The organism is Pseudomonas sp. WS 5071, from assembly GCF_012985765.1.
Lineage (GTDB): Bacteria > Pseudomonadota > Gammaproteobacteria > Pseudomonadales > Pseudomonadaceae > Aquipseudomonas > Aquipseudomonas lundensis_A.
The window spans coordinates 148,755-162,600 of sequence record NZ_JAAQWY010000003.1; the positions used below are offsets into that span (position 1 = coordinate 148,755).

General features: G+C 57.5%; 14 protein-coding genes. 5 read left to right on the forward strand and 9 right to left on the reverse strand.

Going from position 1 to position 13,846, the window contains the following annotated elements; genetic code table 11:
• Nucleotides 1-91: 91 nt before the first annotated feature.
• Nucleotides 92-2,173, forward strand: a complete 2,082-nt coding sequence (locus tag HBN61_RS02845; RefSeq protein ID WP_169965958.1) for a carboxy terminal-processing peptidase — start codon at nucleotides 92-94, stop codon at nucleotides 2,171-2,173.
• A gap of 91 nt (nucleotides 2,174-2,264) precedes the next feature.
• On the opposite strand, the gene HBN61_RS02850 is transcribed toward HBN61_RS02845, so the two are convergent.
• From HBN61_RS02850 to HBN61_RS02865, 4 genes are all read right to left on the reverse strand, one after another.
• Nucleotides 2,265-2,720, reverse strand: coding sequence for an SEL1-like repeat protein (locus HBN61_RS02850; RefSeq protein ID WP_094994024.1), 456 nt, complete (start codon nucleotides 2,718-2,720; stop codon nucleotides 2,265-2,267).
• Complete coding sequence (locus tag HBN61_RS02855) at nucleotides 2,721-3,089, reverse strand: hypothetical protein (RefSeq protein ID WP_094994025.1); 369 nt, start codon at nucleotides 3,087-3,089, stop codon at nucleotides 2,721-2,723.
• Nucleotides 3,086-3,424, reverse strand: coding sequence for a helix-turn-helix domain-containing protein (locus HBN61_RS02860; protein ID WP_094994026.1), 339 nt, complete (start codon nucleotides 3,422-3,424; stop codon nucleotides 3,086-3,088). The genes HBN61_RS02855 and HBN61_RS02860 overlap by 4 nt, the downstream gene beginning before the upstream one ends.
• Nucleotides 3,425-3,839: 415 nt before the next feature.
• Nucleotides 3,840-4,577 carry an FKBP-type peptidyl-prolyl cis-trans isomerase gene (locus tag HBN61_RS02865; RefSeq protein ID WP_094994027.1) on the reverse strand — a complete coding sequence of 246 codons (738 nt, stop codon included), beginning with the start codon at nucleotides 4,575-4,577 and terminating at the stop codon, nucleotides 3,840-3,842.
• A gap of 266 nt (nucleotides 4,578-4,843) precedes the next feature.
• Between HBN61_RS02865 and HBN61_RS02870 the strand changes: the two genes are divergently transcribed.
• Both HBN61_RS02870 and HBN61_RS02875 read left to right on the forward strand, forming a co-directional pair.
• Nucleotides 4,844-6,658 (forward strand): di-heme-cytochrome C peroxidase, encoded by a 1,815-nt coding sequence (locus HBN61_RS02870; protein ID WP_170046126.1) that lies wholly within the window; start codon nucleotides 4,844-4,846, stop codon nucleotides 6,656-6,658.
• Nucleotides 6,659-6,704: 46 nt separating this feature from the next.
• Nucleotides 6,705-7,841, forward strand: coding sequence for a catalase family protein (locus tag HBN61_RS02875; protein WP_170046127.1), 1,137 nt, complete (start codon nucleotides 6,705-6,707; stop codon nucleotides 7,839-7,841).
• Nucleotides 7,842-7,915: 74 nt separating this feature from the next.
• Here HBN61_RS02875 and cysB read toward each other — a convergent pair whose 3' ends face one another.
• The 4 genes from cysB to HBN61_RS02895 form a co-directional block, all read right to left on the reverse strand.
• On the reverse strand, nucleotides 7,916-8,890 hold the full coding sequence (gene cysB / locus HBN61_RS02880; protein ID WP_047277772.1) for an HTH-type transcriptional regulator CysB: 975 nt from the start codon (nucleotides 8,888-8,890) through the stop codon (nucleotides 7,916-7,918).
• Between the two features lie 105 nt (nucleotides 8,891-8,995).
• Complete coding sequence (locus tag HBN61_RS02885; RefSeq protein ID WP_170046128.1) at nucleotides 8,996-9,505, reverse strand: universal stress protein; 510 nt, start codon at nucleotides 9,503-9,505, stop codon at nucleotides 8,996-8,998.
• Nucleotides 9,506-9,588: 83 nt separating this feature from the next.
• A complete protein-coding gene (locus HBN61_RS02890; protein ID WP_094994031.1) occupies nucleotides 9,589-10,506 on the reverse strand; it encodes a 5'-nucleotidase in 918 nt (305 codons plus the stop codon).
• Nucleotides 10,507-10,544: 38 nt separating this feature from the next.
• Entirely contained in the window at nucleotides 10,545-10,931 is a 387-nt protein-coding gene (locus HBN61_RS02895) for a thioredoxin family protein (RefSeq protein WP_170046129.1), read from the reverse strand.
• Here HBN61_RS02895 and HBN61_RS02900 point away from each other — a divergent pair.
• Together HBN61_RS02900 and HBN61_RS02905 are read left to right on the forward strand one after the other, a co-directional pair.
• Nucleotides 10,930-11,376, forward strand: coding sequence for a PilZ domain-containing protein (locus HBN61_RS02900; RefSeq protein ID WP_170046130.1), 447 nt, complete (start codon nucleotides 10,930-10,932; stop codon nucleotides 11,374-11,376). The genes HBN61_RS02895 and HBN61_RS02900 overlap by 2 nt on opposite strands.
• Nucleotides 11,377-11,507: 131 nt before the next feature.
• Complete coding sequence (locus HBN61_RS02905; RefSeq protein ID WP_094994072.1) at nucleotides 11,508-12,584, forward strand: 3-deoxy-7-phosphoheptulonate synthase; 1,077 nt, start codon at nucleotides 11,508-11,510, stop codon at nucleotides 12,582-12,584.
• Between the two features lie 59 nt (nucleotides 12,585-12,643).
• Here HBN61_RS02905 and ppk2 read toward each other — a convergent pair whose 3' ends face one another.
• Nucleotides 12,644-13,813: a polyphosphate kinase 2 gene (gene ppk2, locus HBN61_RS02910; protein WP_094994033.1), complete on the reverse strand. Its 1,170-nt coding sequence runs from the start codon at nucleotides 13,811-13,813 to the stop codon at nucleotides 12,644-12,646.
• Between the last annotated feature and the right edge of the window lie 33 nt (nucleotides 13,814-13,846).

The following is a 13,846-nucleotide window of genomic DNA, read 5'->3' on the forward strand; positions in this document are numbered from 1 at the left end:
CTTTTTGCATTATGCGACCGGTCCTTGATGGAACCGGCGACTTCAAAGACGGCCTAATATGCGTTATCAATTGCCCCCGCGTCGAATCAGCATGAAGCATTTATTCCCTAGCACCGCACTTGCCCTATTCATTGGCCTCGGCGTTTTACCGCTTTCGGCCAATACATTCGCCGCTAACAGTTGGGATAACCTTCAGCCCGATCGTGATGAGGTAATTGCCAGTCTTAACGTTGTTGAGCTGCTCAAGCGCCATCATTACAGCAAGCCGCCACTGGATGACGCACGTTCCGTGATCATCTATGACAGCTACCTGAAGCTGCTCGACCCCTCGCGCAGTTATTTCCTGGCCAGCGATATTGCCGAATTCGACAAATGGAAAACCCAATTTGACGATTTCCTCAAAAGCGGCGACCTCAACCCTGGCTTCACGATCTACAAGCGCTACCTGGACCGGGTTAAATCGCGTCTGGACTTCGCTCTTGCAGAGCTGAACAAGGGGGTCGACTCGTTTGACTTCAACGCCAAAGAGACACTGGAGGTCGACCGCAAGGACGCGCCGTGGCTCAAGACTGAAGCCGAACTCAACGACCTGTGGCGCAAACGCCTTAAAGACGAAGTGCTGCGCCTGAAAATTGCTGGCAAAGAGCCTGCAAAAATCCAGGAACTGCTGACCAAGCGTTACAAGAACCAATTGTCGCGCCTTGATCAGACCCGCAGCGAAGACATCTTCCAGGCGTATATCAACACCTTCGCCATGTCTTACGACCCGCACACCAATTACCTGTCGCCCGATAATGCGGAAAACTTTGACATCAACATGAGCCTGTCGCTGGAAGGCATTGGCGCCGTGTTGCAAAGCGATAACGACCAAGTGAAGGTCGTGCGTCTGGTGCCAGCAGGCCCGGCGGACAAGACCAAGCAGGTTGCCCCGGCGGATAAAATCATCGGCGTTGCACAAGGCGACAAAGAGATGGTCGACGTCATCGGCTGGCGTCTGGACGAAGTGGTCAAGTTAATTCGCGGCCCTAAAGGCTCTGTCGTGCGCCTGGAGGTGATTCCGGCCAGCAATGCGCCGAATGACCAGACCAGCAAGGTTGTGTCCATCACCCGCGAAGCCGTGAAGCTTGAAGAGCAAGCGGCCAAGAAGTCGATCCTGAACCTGAAACAGGACGGCAAAAACTACAAACTTGGCGTGATTGAAATTCCGGCCTTCTATCTGGACTTCAAGGCATTCCGTGCCGGTGACCCGAATTACAAGAGCACCACCCGCGACGTCAAGAAACTGCTGACCGAGTTGCAGAAGGAACAAGTCGATGGCGTGATTATCGACCTGCGCAACAACGGGGGCGGTTCGTTGCAGGAAGCAACCGAGCTGACCAGCCTGTTCATCGACAAGGGTCCGACCGTGCTGGTGCGTAATGCTGACGGCAAGGTCGATGTCCTGGAAGACGAAAACCCGGGCGCTTTCTACAAAGGCCCGATGGCGTTGCTGGTTAACCGCCTGTCGGCATCGGCGTCGGAGATTTTTGCCGGCGCCATGCAGGATTATCACCGCGCGCTGATCATCGGTGGCCAGACCTTCGGCAAAGGCACCGTGCAGACCATTCAACCGCTTAACCATGGCGAACTGAAACTGACACTGGCCAAGTTCTACCGGGTTTCCGGTCAGAGCACCCAGCATCAGGGCGTTCTGCCTGACGTCGCATTTCCGTCGATCATCGACACCAAGGAAATCGGTGAAAGCGCACTGCCTGAAGCCATGCCATGGGACACCATCCGCCCGGCGATCAAGCCTGCGGTTGACCCCTTCAAGCCTTTCATTGCCAAGCTCAAGGCGGACCATGAAGCGCGCACGGCCAAGGATGCGGAATTCATCTTTATCCGTGACAAGCTGTCGTTGGCAGACACGTTGATGAACGAGAAGACCGTCAGCCTGAATGAAGCCGAGCGCCGCGCGCAGCACGCCGACATTGAAGCCAAGCAACTGGCGATGGAAAACGCCCGTCGCCAGGCCAAAGGCGAAGCACCGCTCAAGGAAATGAAGAAAGAAGACGAAGATGCTCTGCCGGTCGAGCCTGAAAAGACCAAACCGGAAGATGACGCTTACTTGAGTGAGACCGGGCGCATCTTGCTGGACTACCTGAAGCTCAATGGTCAGGTGGCCAAAAGGTAACGGTTGATCGGCAACAGTGGATTGATTCACCGATGTAAAAAGGGCGGGCCGCGTGAAGCGGCCCGCCCTTTTTATTGGCACGGTCGCCGGGTTAGCCCGACACGGCCTGATAGCGACGGGCCTGCTCGGGATCGGCCAGCAATCCCGGACCACCTTGCTCATACAACGCTGCCAATTTGATCGGTGCCAAGGGATGACCCGCATTGGCCGCCATGATCCACCAGCGCACCGCTTCGGCGGCATCAGGCGCTTTGTTCACGCTTCCTGCAAGGCTGAACACGCCGACTTGGTAGGCGGCTTTGCCATCGCCCGCCAGACCCGCCAGGCGCAACAGACGCACGCCCTCCTCCTTGGCGCCCAGCCCTTGACCGCGAAAGGCCAGGATGTGGCCATAGAAGCTTTGAGCGTCGGTATCACCCAGGTTAGCCATGCGCGCAAACTGACCTTCCATCCAGCGCCATAACCACGGCTGGCGTACACACCAGCGCCAGTGAAATAACCTGCGCGCCAGCCAGTAGCTTAAGCGCGCCTTAAGTCGCCAGAACACTCAGGCCTCCTCATGTTCGTACGCATGTTCAAACACGCGTACCACTTCAGAAGCATGCCAGGACGCGGCGGCTACGCCATCCGGCGGGCCGCTGAAACGCCCCAGTCGTTGCACACATTCGAAAAAACCGGTGCGCGGCAAACGACTGGCCCCCTGGCTGATGACCAATGAGCTGCGCAAGGGCTGCTCGGCCTTGGTATCCAGGGCAGCCAAATGTTCGAGGGCGGCCGTCAGGGTCAGCATTGCCGGGCTGGGCAACTGCAAGCGTTCCAGCAACGCACGGTAGGTCACCAGATGCCGCTGTCGGCGCGCCTGATCGAGTTCAGCCAGCAATCCGTCCCAGTGTTGACGACTGATGCGCACGCTCATGACGCGTCCCTCCATCCAGTGATGCCCAACTCCCAACCGAGGCTGCGACTGATGGCGCTGTCGGGCAGTCGTTCGCCGCTTTCGATCATGCTCAGGTAAGACGGGCTGATGCCCACCGTGCGTGCCAGCGCCTCAAGTGCCAGCCCTTTTGCTTCGCGCAAGCTTCGCAGTTGATCAAGCCCTGGCAGTGCCTGCTCAGGCTCTGGCGCGGGGGGTGCCTCGATGGGTGCCAACGGCTGATTCAAGCCCGCCGCCTTGAGCAGTGCCTGATAGCTTTCCCATGAAAGAACCGCGTACTCGGGTTCACCGTTGCGCTTGATAATTTGAAGATCCATTACTAAACCCCGTCAGACTTTTAAGTAAATCGAGTCGGAACTTTCCTTAGAAGCTTAATCCTAACAGCCGATAAGGTCTTGGGGGTTTTTGTTCTGACGCAGGATAAAAATCATCGAGCAGTGGAGAACAGCCAGCGGGGAGAAAAATGTTATCCACACAAATTGTGGATAACCTTGTGAACAGAGCTGATTTTGGCCTCTGAGAGGCCCGTTCTATAAGGGCTGCGCTCAGATCGGGCATTTTTTACACACATAAAAAAACCCACAAATTCATTGACTTGGCAGTCAACTGGCACTAGCGCTCAAGGCTTACAGCCTTGGTGAGGCCCGCCACAGAGTGGACCAACCGCGTAAGAAGGGGACTACAAAAACGCAAACGCCCCGTCGAGACGGGGCGCTGTGTGTCGCGAAACGCTTATTTGCTGGCAGGTGCTGCCGGAGCAGTTTCCTGGTCAGCGTTTGCCGGATCTTTGATGCCCAGCAGTTCCAGGTCAAATACCAGCACCGAGTTGGCCGGAATGGCCGGGCTTGGGCTTTGAGCGCCGTAAGCCAGCTCGCTAGGAATGTACAGCTTGTACTTCTCGCCCACGTGCATCAGTTGCAAGCCTTCAACCCAACCCGGGATCACGCCGCTTACCGGCAGATCAATCGGGCTGCCGCGCTCAACCGAGCTGTCGAACACCTTGCCGTCGATCAGTTTGCCTTCGTAGTGAACCGTCACAACGTCGGTCGCTTTTGGCTGTGGACCATCCGCTTTCTTGATCACTTCGTATTGCAAGCCAGAAGCTGTGGTGGTGACACCGGCCTTCTTGCCGTTTTCTTCGAGGAATTTTTTGCCTGCAGCAGAGGCTTCTTCACTCATCTTGGTCAGACGCTCTTCTGCACGCTTTTGCAGCGCCGAGAAGGCTTCGATCAGCTCATCATCTTTGAGTTTCTGCTCTTTCTTGCCAACGGCATCTTCGATGCCCAGGGCGACGGCTTTGGAATCCAGATCATCCATGCCTTCTTGAGCCAGGCTCTTGCCCATGTTCAGGCCAATGCCATAAGAAGCTTTTTGTGCCGGAGTTTTCAGCTCTACGCTGGTCTGCGAATCGCAACCCGCCAGTACCAGGCTTACCAGAGCCACAGCTGCCGCCAACCGATGCTGTTTCATGCTATTTCCTTGTTCATGCGCCAAATGGGCAATCGAATAAAGCCGCGAGCTTATCAGGCGGCCGCGACCAATGGCTACCGGCATGAGAGCGACAAAACGATCAGAAGTTCACGCTTAAAACACAATTCATAATCGCCGCAACTTTTGTTAACACTTAAGGCAGTCTGTCAAGGCTTGCGCACTTTTTCCAGAGGGAACTAATGGCTACTTGATGCCAGCCACTCTGTAAGGCATAAGACTGTAAAAAATTGACAAGGAGCGTGACAGTGCGTCTGTTTTACCGTGTTCTGCTAATCCTGCTGGTGGCCGTGGCGGGGCTGATTGCAGTGGTCGTTTATTTCACCGCCAATCCTCACTTACCTGCCTATAAGGCGCCGCAGCACCTGCATTATCTGGATCAATGGAGCCCGGCAGACCGCCAGACGTATTACTACACGCCCCAAGGCACTCAAGTAAAAGGTTTGCGCTACAACTGGTTCAGTGCGCTGGAGCTGCCATTTTCGCAGCAACCCTTCGCCGCGCCCGAGTATTTGGCGCGCTTCGGGTTTCTGGTCGAGCCACAACAAAAAGCCAGTGCGGCCAACCCCGGCAACTTGCCTGTGGGCTTCACACGCCACAGCAACCCCGGCAGCACGGTCGAGTACCTCGACATCACCTGCGCCGCCTGCCACACCGGCGAACTGCGTTATCAGGGGCAAGCCTTGCGCGTGGATGGCGCGCCGGCCCAGCACGTGCTGCCCTCAAGCGTACCCACCCTGCGCGGTGGCAGCTTCGGCCAAGCGTTAGTGGCCAGCCTGGCCGCCACGTATTACAACCCCTGGAAATTCGAGCGTTTTGCCCGCACCGTGCTGGGCGATGACTATGACGCGCAGCACAAACAGTTGCGCAGCGAGTTCAAAGCCTCGTTAGACAATTTCCTTGCCGTGGCCTGGAATGACACCCATCGCGGCCTCTACCCCACGTTGGAAGGCCCCGGCCGCACGGACGCCTTCGGCCGCATAGCCAATGCCAGCTTTGGCGACGCGATATCCCCTGACAACTACCGCGTGGCCGACGCCCCCGTGGATTACCCGCATTTATGGGACATGTGGACGTTCGATTGGGTGCAGTGGACCGCCTCGGCCAAGCAGCCGATGGCACGCAATATCGGGGAAGCCCTGGGCGTCGGTGCCACCCTGAATTTCTTCGACAGCCATGGTCAGCCATTACAAGGTGATGCACGTTACCCCTCGAGTGTTCGGGTAACTGATTTGCACCTGATTGAAGAAACCCTGCAAAAACTCAAACCGCCGGTGTGGCCTGAAGCCCTCTTCGGCCAGATCGACCGCCCGTTGGCCGCCAAAGGACGAGCCCTGTTCTCCGAAAACTGCGCCGGGTGCCACGTGCCGCAGGTCAAGGACGAAGATGGCCGCCGCGTGCAACAGCTCACGGTGATCCCGCTGGACGTGATTGGCACCGACCCCAATACCGCGAATAACATCGCTGATAACCGCTACGACGTGAGCGCCCTGCAATGGGACCCGGCTGAGTTGGCGCAGATGAATGTCACATTGTTCCCACACAGCGATGAACCGTTGGACTTGCATCAACTGTCCGTTGCCAAAGGGTTGGCGTACATCACCGCCTTTGTTGAAAAGCATGCGTACAACGCTGCCGGAATCAGTCCGCAGGAACAGGATCGCCTGAATGGGTATGGGCTGCCGATTGCCGTGCAAGAGGTGCGCGCTTACAAGGCTCGGCCGCTGGACGGGATCTGGGCCACGGCGCCGTATTTGCACAACGGCTCGGTCCCCACCTTGTATCAGTTGCTGTCGCCTCAGTCCGAGCGCGACGAAACGTTTTACCGCGGCACGTTTGAGTACGATCCGCGTCATCTGGGGTATCGCACCGAAGCCTTTGACGGTGGCTTTGTGCTCGACACCCGCATCAGTGGTAACCACAACAGCGGCCATGAATTTCGCGCCGGGCCGCAGGGTAATGGCGTAATCGGGCGCTTGCTGCACCCTGAAGAACGCTGGGCCTTGCTGGAGTACCTGAAGGTACTCGGCAGCCCGCTTGAACAACAGTTGCCCGCGCTATGAGAGGGCCATTGCGAAGCTCGGCCTCAATCACTAAAAGGATGTTTGTATGCTGACCACTCTTTGGACGCGCCTGGGCTCATGGCTGGGCAAGTTGCTGCTGGCACTGATCGCGCTGGGGTTAATCGGCTGGGCGTTGGCCACCGGCTGGTATGCCTGGCAGCACCGCGGGCCCGTGTCGACTCAAGAAGAAATCCCGGCCGGTGAAGCCGCAATGACCCGGGATACGATTCAGACCGCCATCAAAATCGTCGATCAGCACCGGGAAAACACCCGCTACCTGCGCGATGCTCACGCCAAGGCACATGGCTGCGTCAAAGCGGAGGTTGAGGTGTTGAACGACCTTGACCCGGCCCTGCGTCAAGGTGTCTTCGCCGAGCCCGGCAAGACCTGGCACGCCGTGATGCGCCTGTCCAACGGAAACGCTTACCCGCAATTTGACAGCATTCGCGATGCACGGGGCATGGCTATCAAATTGCTAGATGTTCCGGGCACCCAATTGATGGCCAGTCAACAAGGCCGAACCGAACAGGATTTTGTGATGTTCAACCATCCCAATTTCTTCGTCAGCGATGTGGCCGAGTACCGACAAAACATCGGGGCGCAGGCCGACGGCAAAAAAGTCATGGCGTTCTTCCCGTCATGGAACCCGAAAGACTGGCAGGTTCGTCATTTGTTCATTGCCTTGGCGACGCTGTCACCTGCCCCGGCCAGCCCGATACAAACCACGTATTTTTCGGTCTCGCCTTACAAATTTGGCAGCGTAAACGCCAAATTCCGGGTAGCACCCGACCCTGATCGATGCCCGGCCTACGCCCTGCCCGAGCAGAACCAGGCGCTGCCTAATTTCTTGCGCAATGCGCTGACTCAACAACTGTCCACGGACCGCGTACCTGCCTGTTTCGTGTTGCAAATTCAGCGTCAGAACGCCAATCGCTACATGCCGATCGAGGACACCAGTATTGAGTGGCAAGAGTCGCAGGCACCGTTCGAGACGGTGGCGCGGGTCACTGTGCCCGCGCAAGACTTTGATACCCCAAGCCAGAACCTGACGTGTGACAACCTGTCGTTCAACCCGTGGCACGGGATTGACGCGCATCGGCCCATTGGCGGCATCAACCGGTTGCGCAAGGCCGTGTATGAGTCGGTCAGCGACTACCGCCACTCTCGCAACGCCGAACAGTAATCGCACAGCGGCCCGTCTCAGGCAGACGGGCCTTGCCGCTAGTCCTCCCCGGTTACCGGGACGGACATGAGCGTTTAGTGAACGGGTAATTCGACGCCTTCGAACAGGTCTTCAAGCTCTTGTTTGTTATGGCACTGGATAGCTTTGGCCATCACTTCGCGGGTCAGGTGCGGCGCAAATTTTTCGATGAAATCGCACATAAAGCCGCGCAGGAACGTGCCACGTCGGAAACCGATTTTGGTGATGCTCGACTCGAACAGCTCGCTGGCGTCCAGCACCACCAAATCTTTATCAAGGTTAGTGTCGACGGCCATTTTGGCCACGATCCCAACCCCCAGCCCAAGGCGGACATAGGTCTTGATGACGTCGGCGTCGGCTGCGGTGAACACCACTTTGGGTGTAAGACCACGGTGGCTGAACGCTTCGTCAAGCTTCGAACGGCCGGTGAAACCGAACACGTACGTCACGATAGGGTATTCGGCCAGTGCTTCAAGGGTCAGCTTGGGTAGCTTGGTCAGCGGATGCCCCTGAGGCACCACGACGCAGCGGTTCCAGCGATAGCACGGCATCATCACCAGGTCGCCGAACAGTTCAAGGGCTTCAGTGGCAATGGCGAAATCAACGGTGCCATCTGCCGCCATTTCGGCGATTTGCATCGGCGAGCCCTGGTGCATGTGCAGCGAGACATCCGGGTATTGTTTGATGAAGTTGCTGATTACCGGCGGCAAGGCATAACGCGCTTGCGTATGGGTGGTCGCAATCGACAGGGTGCCTTTCTTCTCGTTGGAGAACTCTTGGGCAATCTGCTTGATGCTTTCAACTTTGCGCAGGATCTCGCCTGCCGTGGTGATGATACGCTCGCCTGCCGGCGTGACGCGGGTCAGGTGCTTGCCGCTGCGGGCAAAGACTTCGACGCCCAATTCGTCTTCAAGCAAGCGAATCTGTTTGCTGATACCCGGCTGTGAGGTGTAAAGGCTTTGTGCGGTGGCGGAAACGTTGAGGTCGTGGTGCGCCACTTCCCAGATGTAGCGCAATTGTTGAAGCTTCATATGCATCCCTCAAAGCAAATAGACGCCAAGGGTATCGGCGGCGGTATATAACTATATGGAAGGTCAGAAGAAGAAATCTAGAACTTTTTTATCGTTATGAGCCCTCTATGCGCCTTCACCATCCGTGCGACGCCGGCGCTGCAGCAGCGGCACCAGGTACACCGGCATTTGCGCCAGCTCGATGACCTGCGCTGCAGTACGTCCCAAACGGCGAAGCCCTGCGGTGGACTGGCCATGACTGCCCAGAATCAACAGGTCAACCGCCAGGCTGTTCGATTGCTGCAAAATCACCTGCGCCGGCTCCCCCTGAATCGCCTTGACCGAGCGAATCAGGGCCAGTTCCTGCCCGCCTTCGCCCAACTCGTCGCGCAGGCTTTGCAATACCCGCAGCTCAATGTTCGACAACATGGTGCTCATGCCCTGACGGTGCAGCGCGCTGAATGCCTCTTCATCGAGATAACTCTGCAACACCGACTCAGCGAACAGCCCCATTGGCTCCACGGCATGCACCACGTACAAGTCCGCGCGGAAGGTCCGCGCCAGTCCCAAGGCGTGCTGCATCACCAGCGGCGCATAAATACCGAGGTCATTGGCAAACAGTATCGAGCGAATCATGCCACCTCCCTCGACTCAATGATTGGCCGAGATGGATTCAGCTTAGCAGCGCCAAGGGAAGTGCGAGGGCTATCACCTTGATGTCAGTCGGCAGGCAAATCCGGCCGTTCATTGCTGATACCGTGGGGCACATGCCCGGTCGCAACCACTTGGCGGGCGCGCTCGCAATGACCGGCCTGATCGTCGAAAAACACGTCAGCAGCGAAGGCTTCGAGAAAGGCTGACTTGTCCAGGCCACCCAAAAACAGCGATTCATCCAGCCGGATGTCCCAGTCACGCAGGGTGCGAATCACCCGCTCATGGGCGGGCGCCGAGCGCGCCGTCACCAGCGCTGTGCGAATCGGACAGGCGTCATCCGGGAATTCACGCTGCAACAGGTTCAGCGCCTCCAGAAACCCCTTGAAGGGGCCGCCGCGCAACGGGCTGCGCGCCGAGTCACGCTCCAGGGATTGAAATGCTTCGATACCGCCCGACTGGTACACGCGCTCGGCTTCGTCCGAAAACAGCACGGCATCCCCGTCAAACGCTATGCGCAGTTCTTTGTTTTCAGCCCGCCGCGTGCCTCCGGACAAAATCGTCGCGGCCGCGAAGCCGGCGTCCAGCGCGCTACGGACATCATCGGCGTGGGTTGATAAAAACAAGTCGCAGCCAAAGGCATTGAGATAAGGATGGGGATTGCGCCCTCCTGAGAAGGCCGCCCGGGAAATGGCCAGCCCGTAATGCTGGATCGAATTGAAGACCCTCAAGCCGGTATCGGCGCTGTTGCGCGAGACCAGCACCACTTCAACGCGCTCGCGGCCGAGGGTGGCATTGAAGCTCAACAGCTTTTGCACTAGTGCAAAGGCATCTCCCGGCGCCAGCACTTCATCTTCATGCTCAATCTGGTACTGGCGATACGCTTCAATGCCCCGGGCCAGATAGACCTCATGGCTTTCACTCAGATCGAACAGGGCGCGGGACGAAATCGCCAGCACCAACTTGCCTTTCAAGCCTTTACTCATGTCGCCTCCACAGGGTGTGCATGGGGTGAACGACCGGTTCAAGGCAGTTCGTCCGGTTCCGTCATCAAGGCCAGCCGGATGTGATGCGCCAGCTCGCCTTCACTCAAACGCGATTTCAATTCGCCATAACATTGGCCGTCCCGCACCACAAACAGTGTCGGCAAATGGAAAATCCCATAGCGCTGCACCAAACCACCGTTATCGCCTGCGTCAATCCAGCACAGCCGGTCAACGGGCAGCACCATCGCGGGCAACATTTGGCGGGCGACTCGGCAGCTCGAACACCCGGCGCCAGTGAATATCACCAGTGAGGTACCGGGCAGTTCCAGCAAATGCCGGTCCGCATCAAAATCTGTCAGTTCCATTTCACCCACTATACTGAGGCAAACAATATCAAAGTGCTGGCACTTGGAGTGTGCGTTCATGGGTCGCTTTTTACCCCACCCAGATGATATTCCCGCTGAGATTACGCCCCGCGAACAACCCGCCCTTTCACGCCAGAAGCTGCACTCTATCAGCCTTGGCGGCGTTTCATGCAACAGCGATCGAGGCTGGAAGCGTGGAGCAGCCGTCGACATTCACATGCCTACCCTGGGTCAGGATGCACATTACGCGGGCTACATCGCCTGGTGCGAAAAACGTGCACAGGGCTACCGTGTTGGCATTACCTTTACCGATGCCTCGACGCTATTTGGCGCACGCATGGGCGAACAGGTGTGTCAGATCGAACACTTTTACCGCTTGCAGCGATTACAAAACCCGCAGGTAGACAACATAGAAGCACTGGCGCTGGAATGGATCAGCCTCAATGCTGTGGAGTTCTCTCAAGCCACCCTGGAGCGCGCGCTGGGTCAACCGGCACTGGATTAAACCTGCGTGTGCCCATTGTCGGATAACCGCTTTACGCGTTAAGGTTCGGCTCCCCGTTGCGCTCAATCATGCTGTGCTCCGCCGCACGGGGATCGCTGGCGGCCGGCACCCGTGACCTGACGAGTAACACGATGGCTGATTTACCGATCGACGACCTAAACGTTGCCTCCAACGAAACCCTGATCACACCTGAACAGCTCAAGCGCGAGATGCCTCTGCGTGAAACTGCGTTGCAGACTGTGACCAAAGGCCGTGAGGTGATTCGCAACATCCTGGATGGCAAAGACCATCGACTGTTCGTTGTCATCGGGCCTTGCTCGATCCACGATATCAAGGCTGCCCACGAATACGCCGAGCGCCTCAAGGCCCTCGCCGCTGAAGTCAGCGATACGCTGTACTTGGTCATGCGGGTGTATTTTGAAAAACCACGCACCACCGTCGGCTGGAAAGGCCTGATCAACGACCCGTACCTGGATGACTCGTTCAAGATCGAAGACGGTCTGCACATCGGGCGTAAACTGTTGCTCGACCTGGCTGAAATGGGCCTGCCGACTGCGACTGAAGCGTTGGACCCAATCTCCCCGCAATACCTGCAAGACCTGATCAGCTGGTCGGCCATTGGTGCCCGCACCACCGAATCGCAAACCCACCGCGAAATGGCTTCCGGCCTGTCTTCGGCCGTTGGCTTCAAGAACGGTACCGATGGTGGCCTGACGGTAGCGATCAACGCCTTGCAATCAGTTTCCAGCCCGCACCGCTTTCTGGGTATCAATCAGGAAGGCGGCGTCTCGATTGTCACCACCAAAGGCAACGCATACGGCCACGTCGTACTGCGCGGCGGCAACGGCAAGCCGAACTACGACTCCGTGAGCGTCGCCCTGTGCGAGCAGGCGCTGACCAAAGCGAAAATTCGCCCGAACATCATGGTCGATTGCAGCCACGCCAACTCCAACAAAGACCCGGCCTTGCAGCCACTGGTCATGGAAAACGTGGCCAATCAGATCGCCGAAGGCAATCAGTCGATTATCGGCCTGATGGTCGAAAGCCATTTGAACTGGGGCTGCCAGGCCATCCCTAAAAACCTTGAAGATTTGCAATACGGTGTGTCGATTACCGATGCGTGCATCGACTGGGCAAGCACCGAGAGCACCCTGCGCAGCATGCGTGCCAAGCTCAAGGATGTTCTGCCTAAACGTGCTCGCGGCTAACCACCGCCACGGCTGAACCTGCAGGGGCGCACCCGCCCCTGCAGGAGCTTTACACCGTTCTACAACGGAATCGAAGCCCGGCGTTCGCCGCGCTCATACACCACGTTGGCGCGTCCCACGATCAAAGGATCAAGCGCACCGATACCTTTCAAATCCTTATCGGCATACGGCAACTTGTGCAGTACATAGCGCATGGCGCTCAACCGCGCGCGCTTCTTGCAATTGGACTTGATCACGGTCCAGGGTGCATCCGAGGTATCGGTGTACGAGAACATGCCTTCCTTGGCCTTGGTGTAATCGTCCCACTTGTCCAGAGACGCCAGATCGATCGGGCTGAGTTTCCAGTGTTTAAGCGGATGTTTCTCGCGTTCTTTAAAACGTCGACGCTGCTCATCCCGGCTGACTGAAAACCAGAACTTGATCAGGTGGACGTTACTGCGCACCAGCATGCGTTCGAAATCCGGTGTCTGGCGCATGAACTCCAGGTATTCATCGTCCGAACAGAAGCCCATCACCCGCTCAACGCCAGCGCGGTTGTACCAGCTTCGGTCAAACATCACGATTTCACCTGCTGTGGGCAAATGCTGAACATAGCGCTGGAAATACCATTGGCCACGCTCTACTTCGCTGGGTTTCTCCAGCGCGACAATACGCGCACCCCGAGGATTGAGGTGTTCCATGAAACGCTTGATCGAACCGCCCTTGCCCGCCGCATCCCGCCCTTCGAACAGAATGACGACTTTCTGGCCAGTTTCCTTGACCCAGGCTTGTAGCTTGAGCAGTTCAACTTGCAGGCGATATTTCTCGCGCTCGTAGTTACGGCGCGACATCAGGTTCTTATAGGGGTAATTGCCTTTGCGCCAATCCGGTGCCAATTGATCGTCCGGGTGCAGGGGGCGCTGGTGAAACACCGACTCGCTTTCCTGGCTCAGCAACGCATTGCGCAACACCACCGCATCGTCGGGAGACATGCCCGACATCAAGGTGCCCAAGGTCTGGATAAGCCCCTGCGTATCGCCCTGCGGAATTTGCTGAAGGATGTCTTTGACCGCCGCACTGGTCGCTGCCTGGCGCGACTGAATTTTATCTTCGACTACATGCCGCTGAAGTTGCGCCGGGCTCTGCGTCGGGGCGACATCACCGGACTGGGCGCGGCGTGGGCGGACGCTGCGTGGCGCTTTTTTGGCTGCGGGCTTTACAGAAGCAGTGCGAGTGACCACATCGGTCATAAGATTTCCTTAAATGAACGGCGGATGATTCAA

Coding starts and splice junctions, on each gene's coding strand:
- HBN61_RS02845 (WP_169965958.1), top strand. CDS start 92: ATGAAGCATTTATTCCCTAGCACCGCACTTGCCCTATTCATTGGCCTC.
- HBN61_RS02855 (WP_094994025.1), bottom strand. CDS start 3,089: ATGAGCGTGCGCATCAGTCGTCAACACTGGGACGGATTGCTGGCTGAA.
- HBN61_RS02860 (WP_094994026.1), bottom strand. CDS start 3,424: ATGGATCTTCAAATTATCAAGCGCAACGGTGAACCCGAGTACGCGGTT.
- HBN61_RS02865 (WP_094994027.1), bottom strand. CDS start 4,577: ATGAAACAGCATCGGTTGGCGGCAGCTGTGGCTCTGGTAAGCCTGGTA.
- HBN61_RS02875 (WP_170046127.1), top strand. CDS start 6,705: ATGCTGACCACTCTTTGGACGCGCCTGGGCTCATGGCTGGGCAAGTTG.
- cysB (WP_047277772.1), bottom strand. CDS start 8,890: ATGAAGCTTCAACAATTGCGCTACATCTGGGAAGTGGCGCACCACGAC.
- HBN61_RS02885 (WP_170046128.1), bottom strand. CDS start 9,505: ATGATTCGCTCGATACTGTTTGCCAATGACCTCGGTATTTATGCGCCG.
- HBN61_RS02890 (WP_094994031.1), bottom strand. CDS start 10,506: ATGAGTAAAGGCTTGAAAGGCAAGTTGGTGCTGGCGATTTCGTCCCGC.
- HBN61_RS02900 (WP_170046130.1), top strand. CDS start 10,930: ATGGGTCGCTTTTTACCCCACCCAGATGATATTCCCGCTGAGATTACG.
- HBN61_RS02895 (WP_170046129.1), bottom strand. CDS start 10,931: ATGAACGCACACTCCAAGTGCCAGCACTTTGATATTGTTTGCCTCAGT.
- HBN61_RS02905 (WP_094994072.1), top strand. CDS start 11,508: ATGGCTGATTTACCGATCGACGACCTAAACGTTGCCTCCAACGAAACC.
- ppk2 (WP_094994033.1), bottom strand. CDS start 13,813: ATGACCGATGTGGTCACTCGCACTGCTTCTGTAAAGCCCGCAGCCAAA.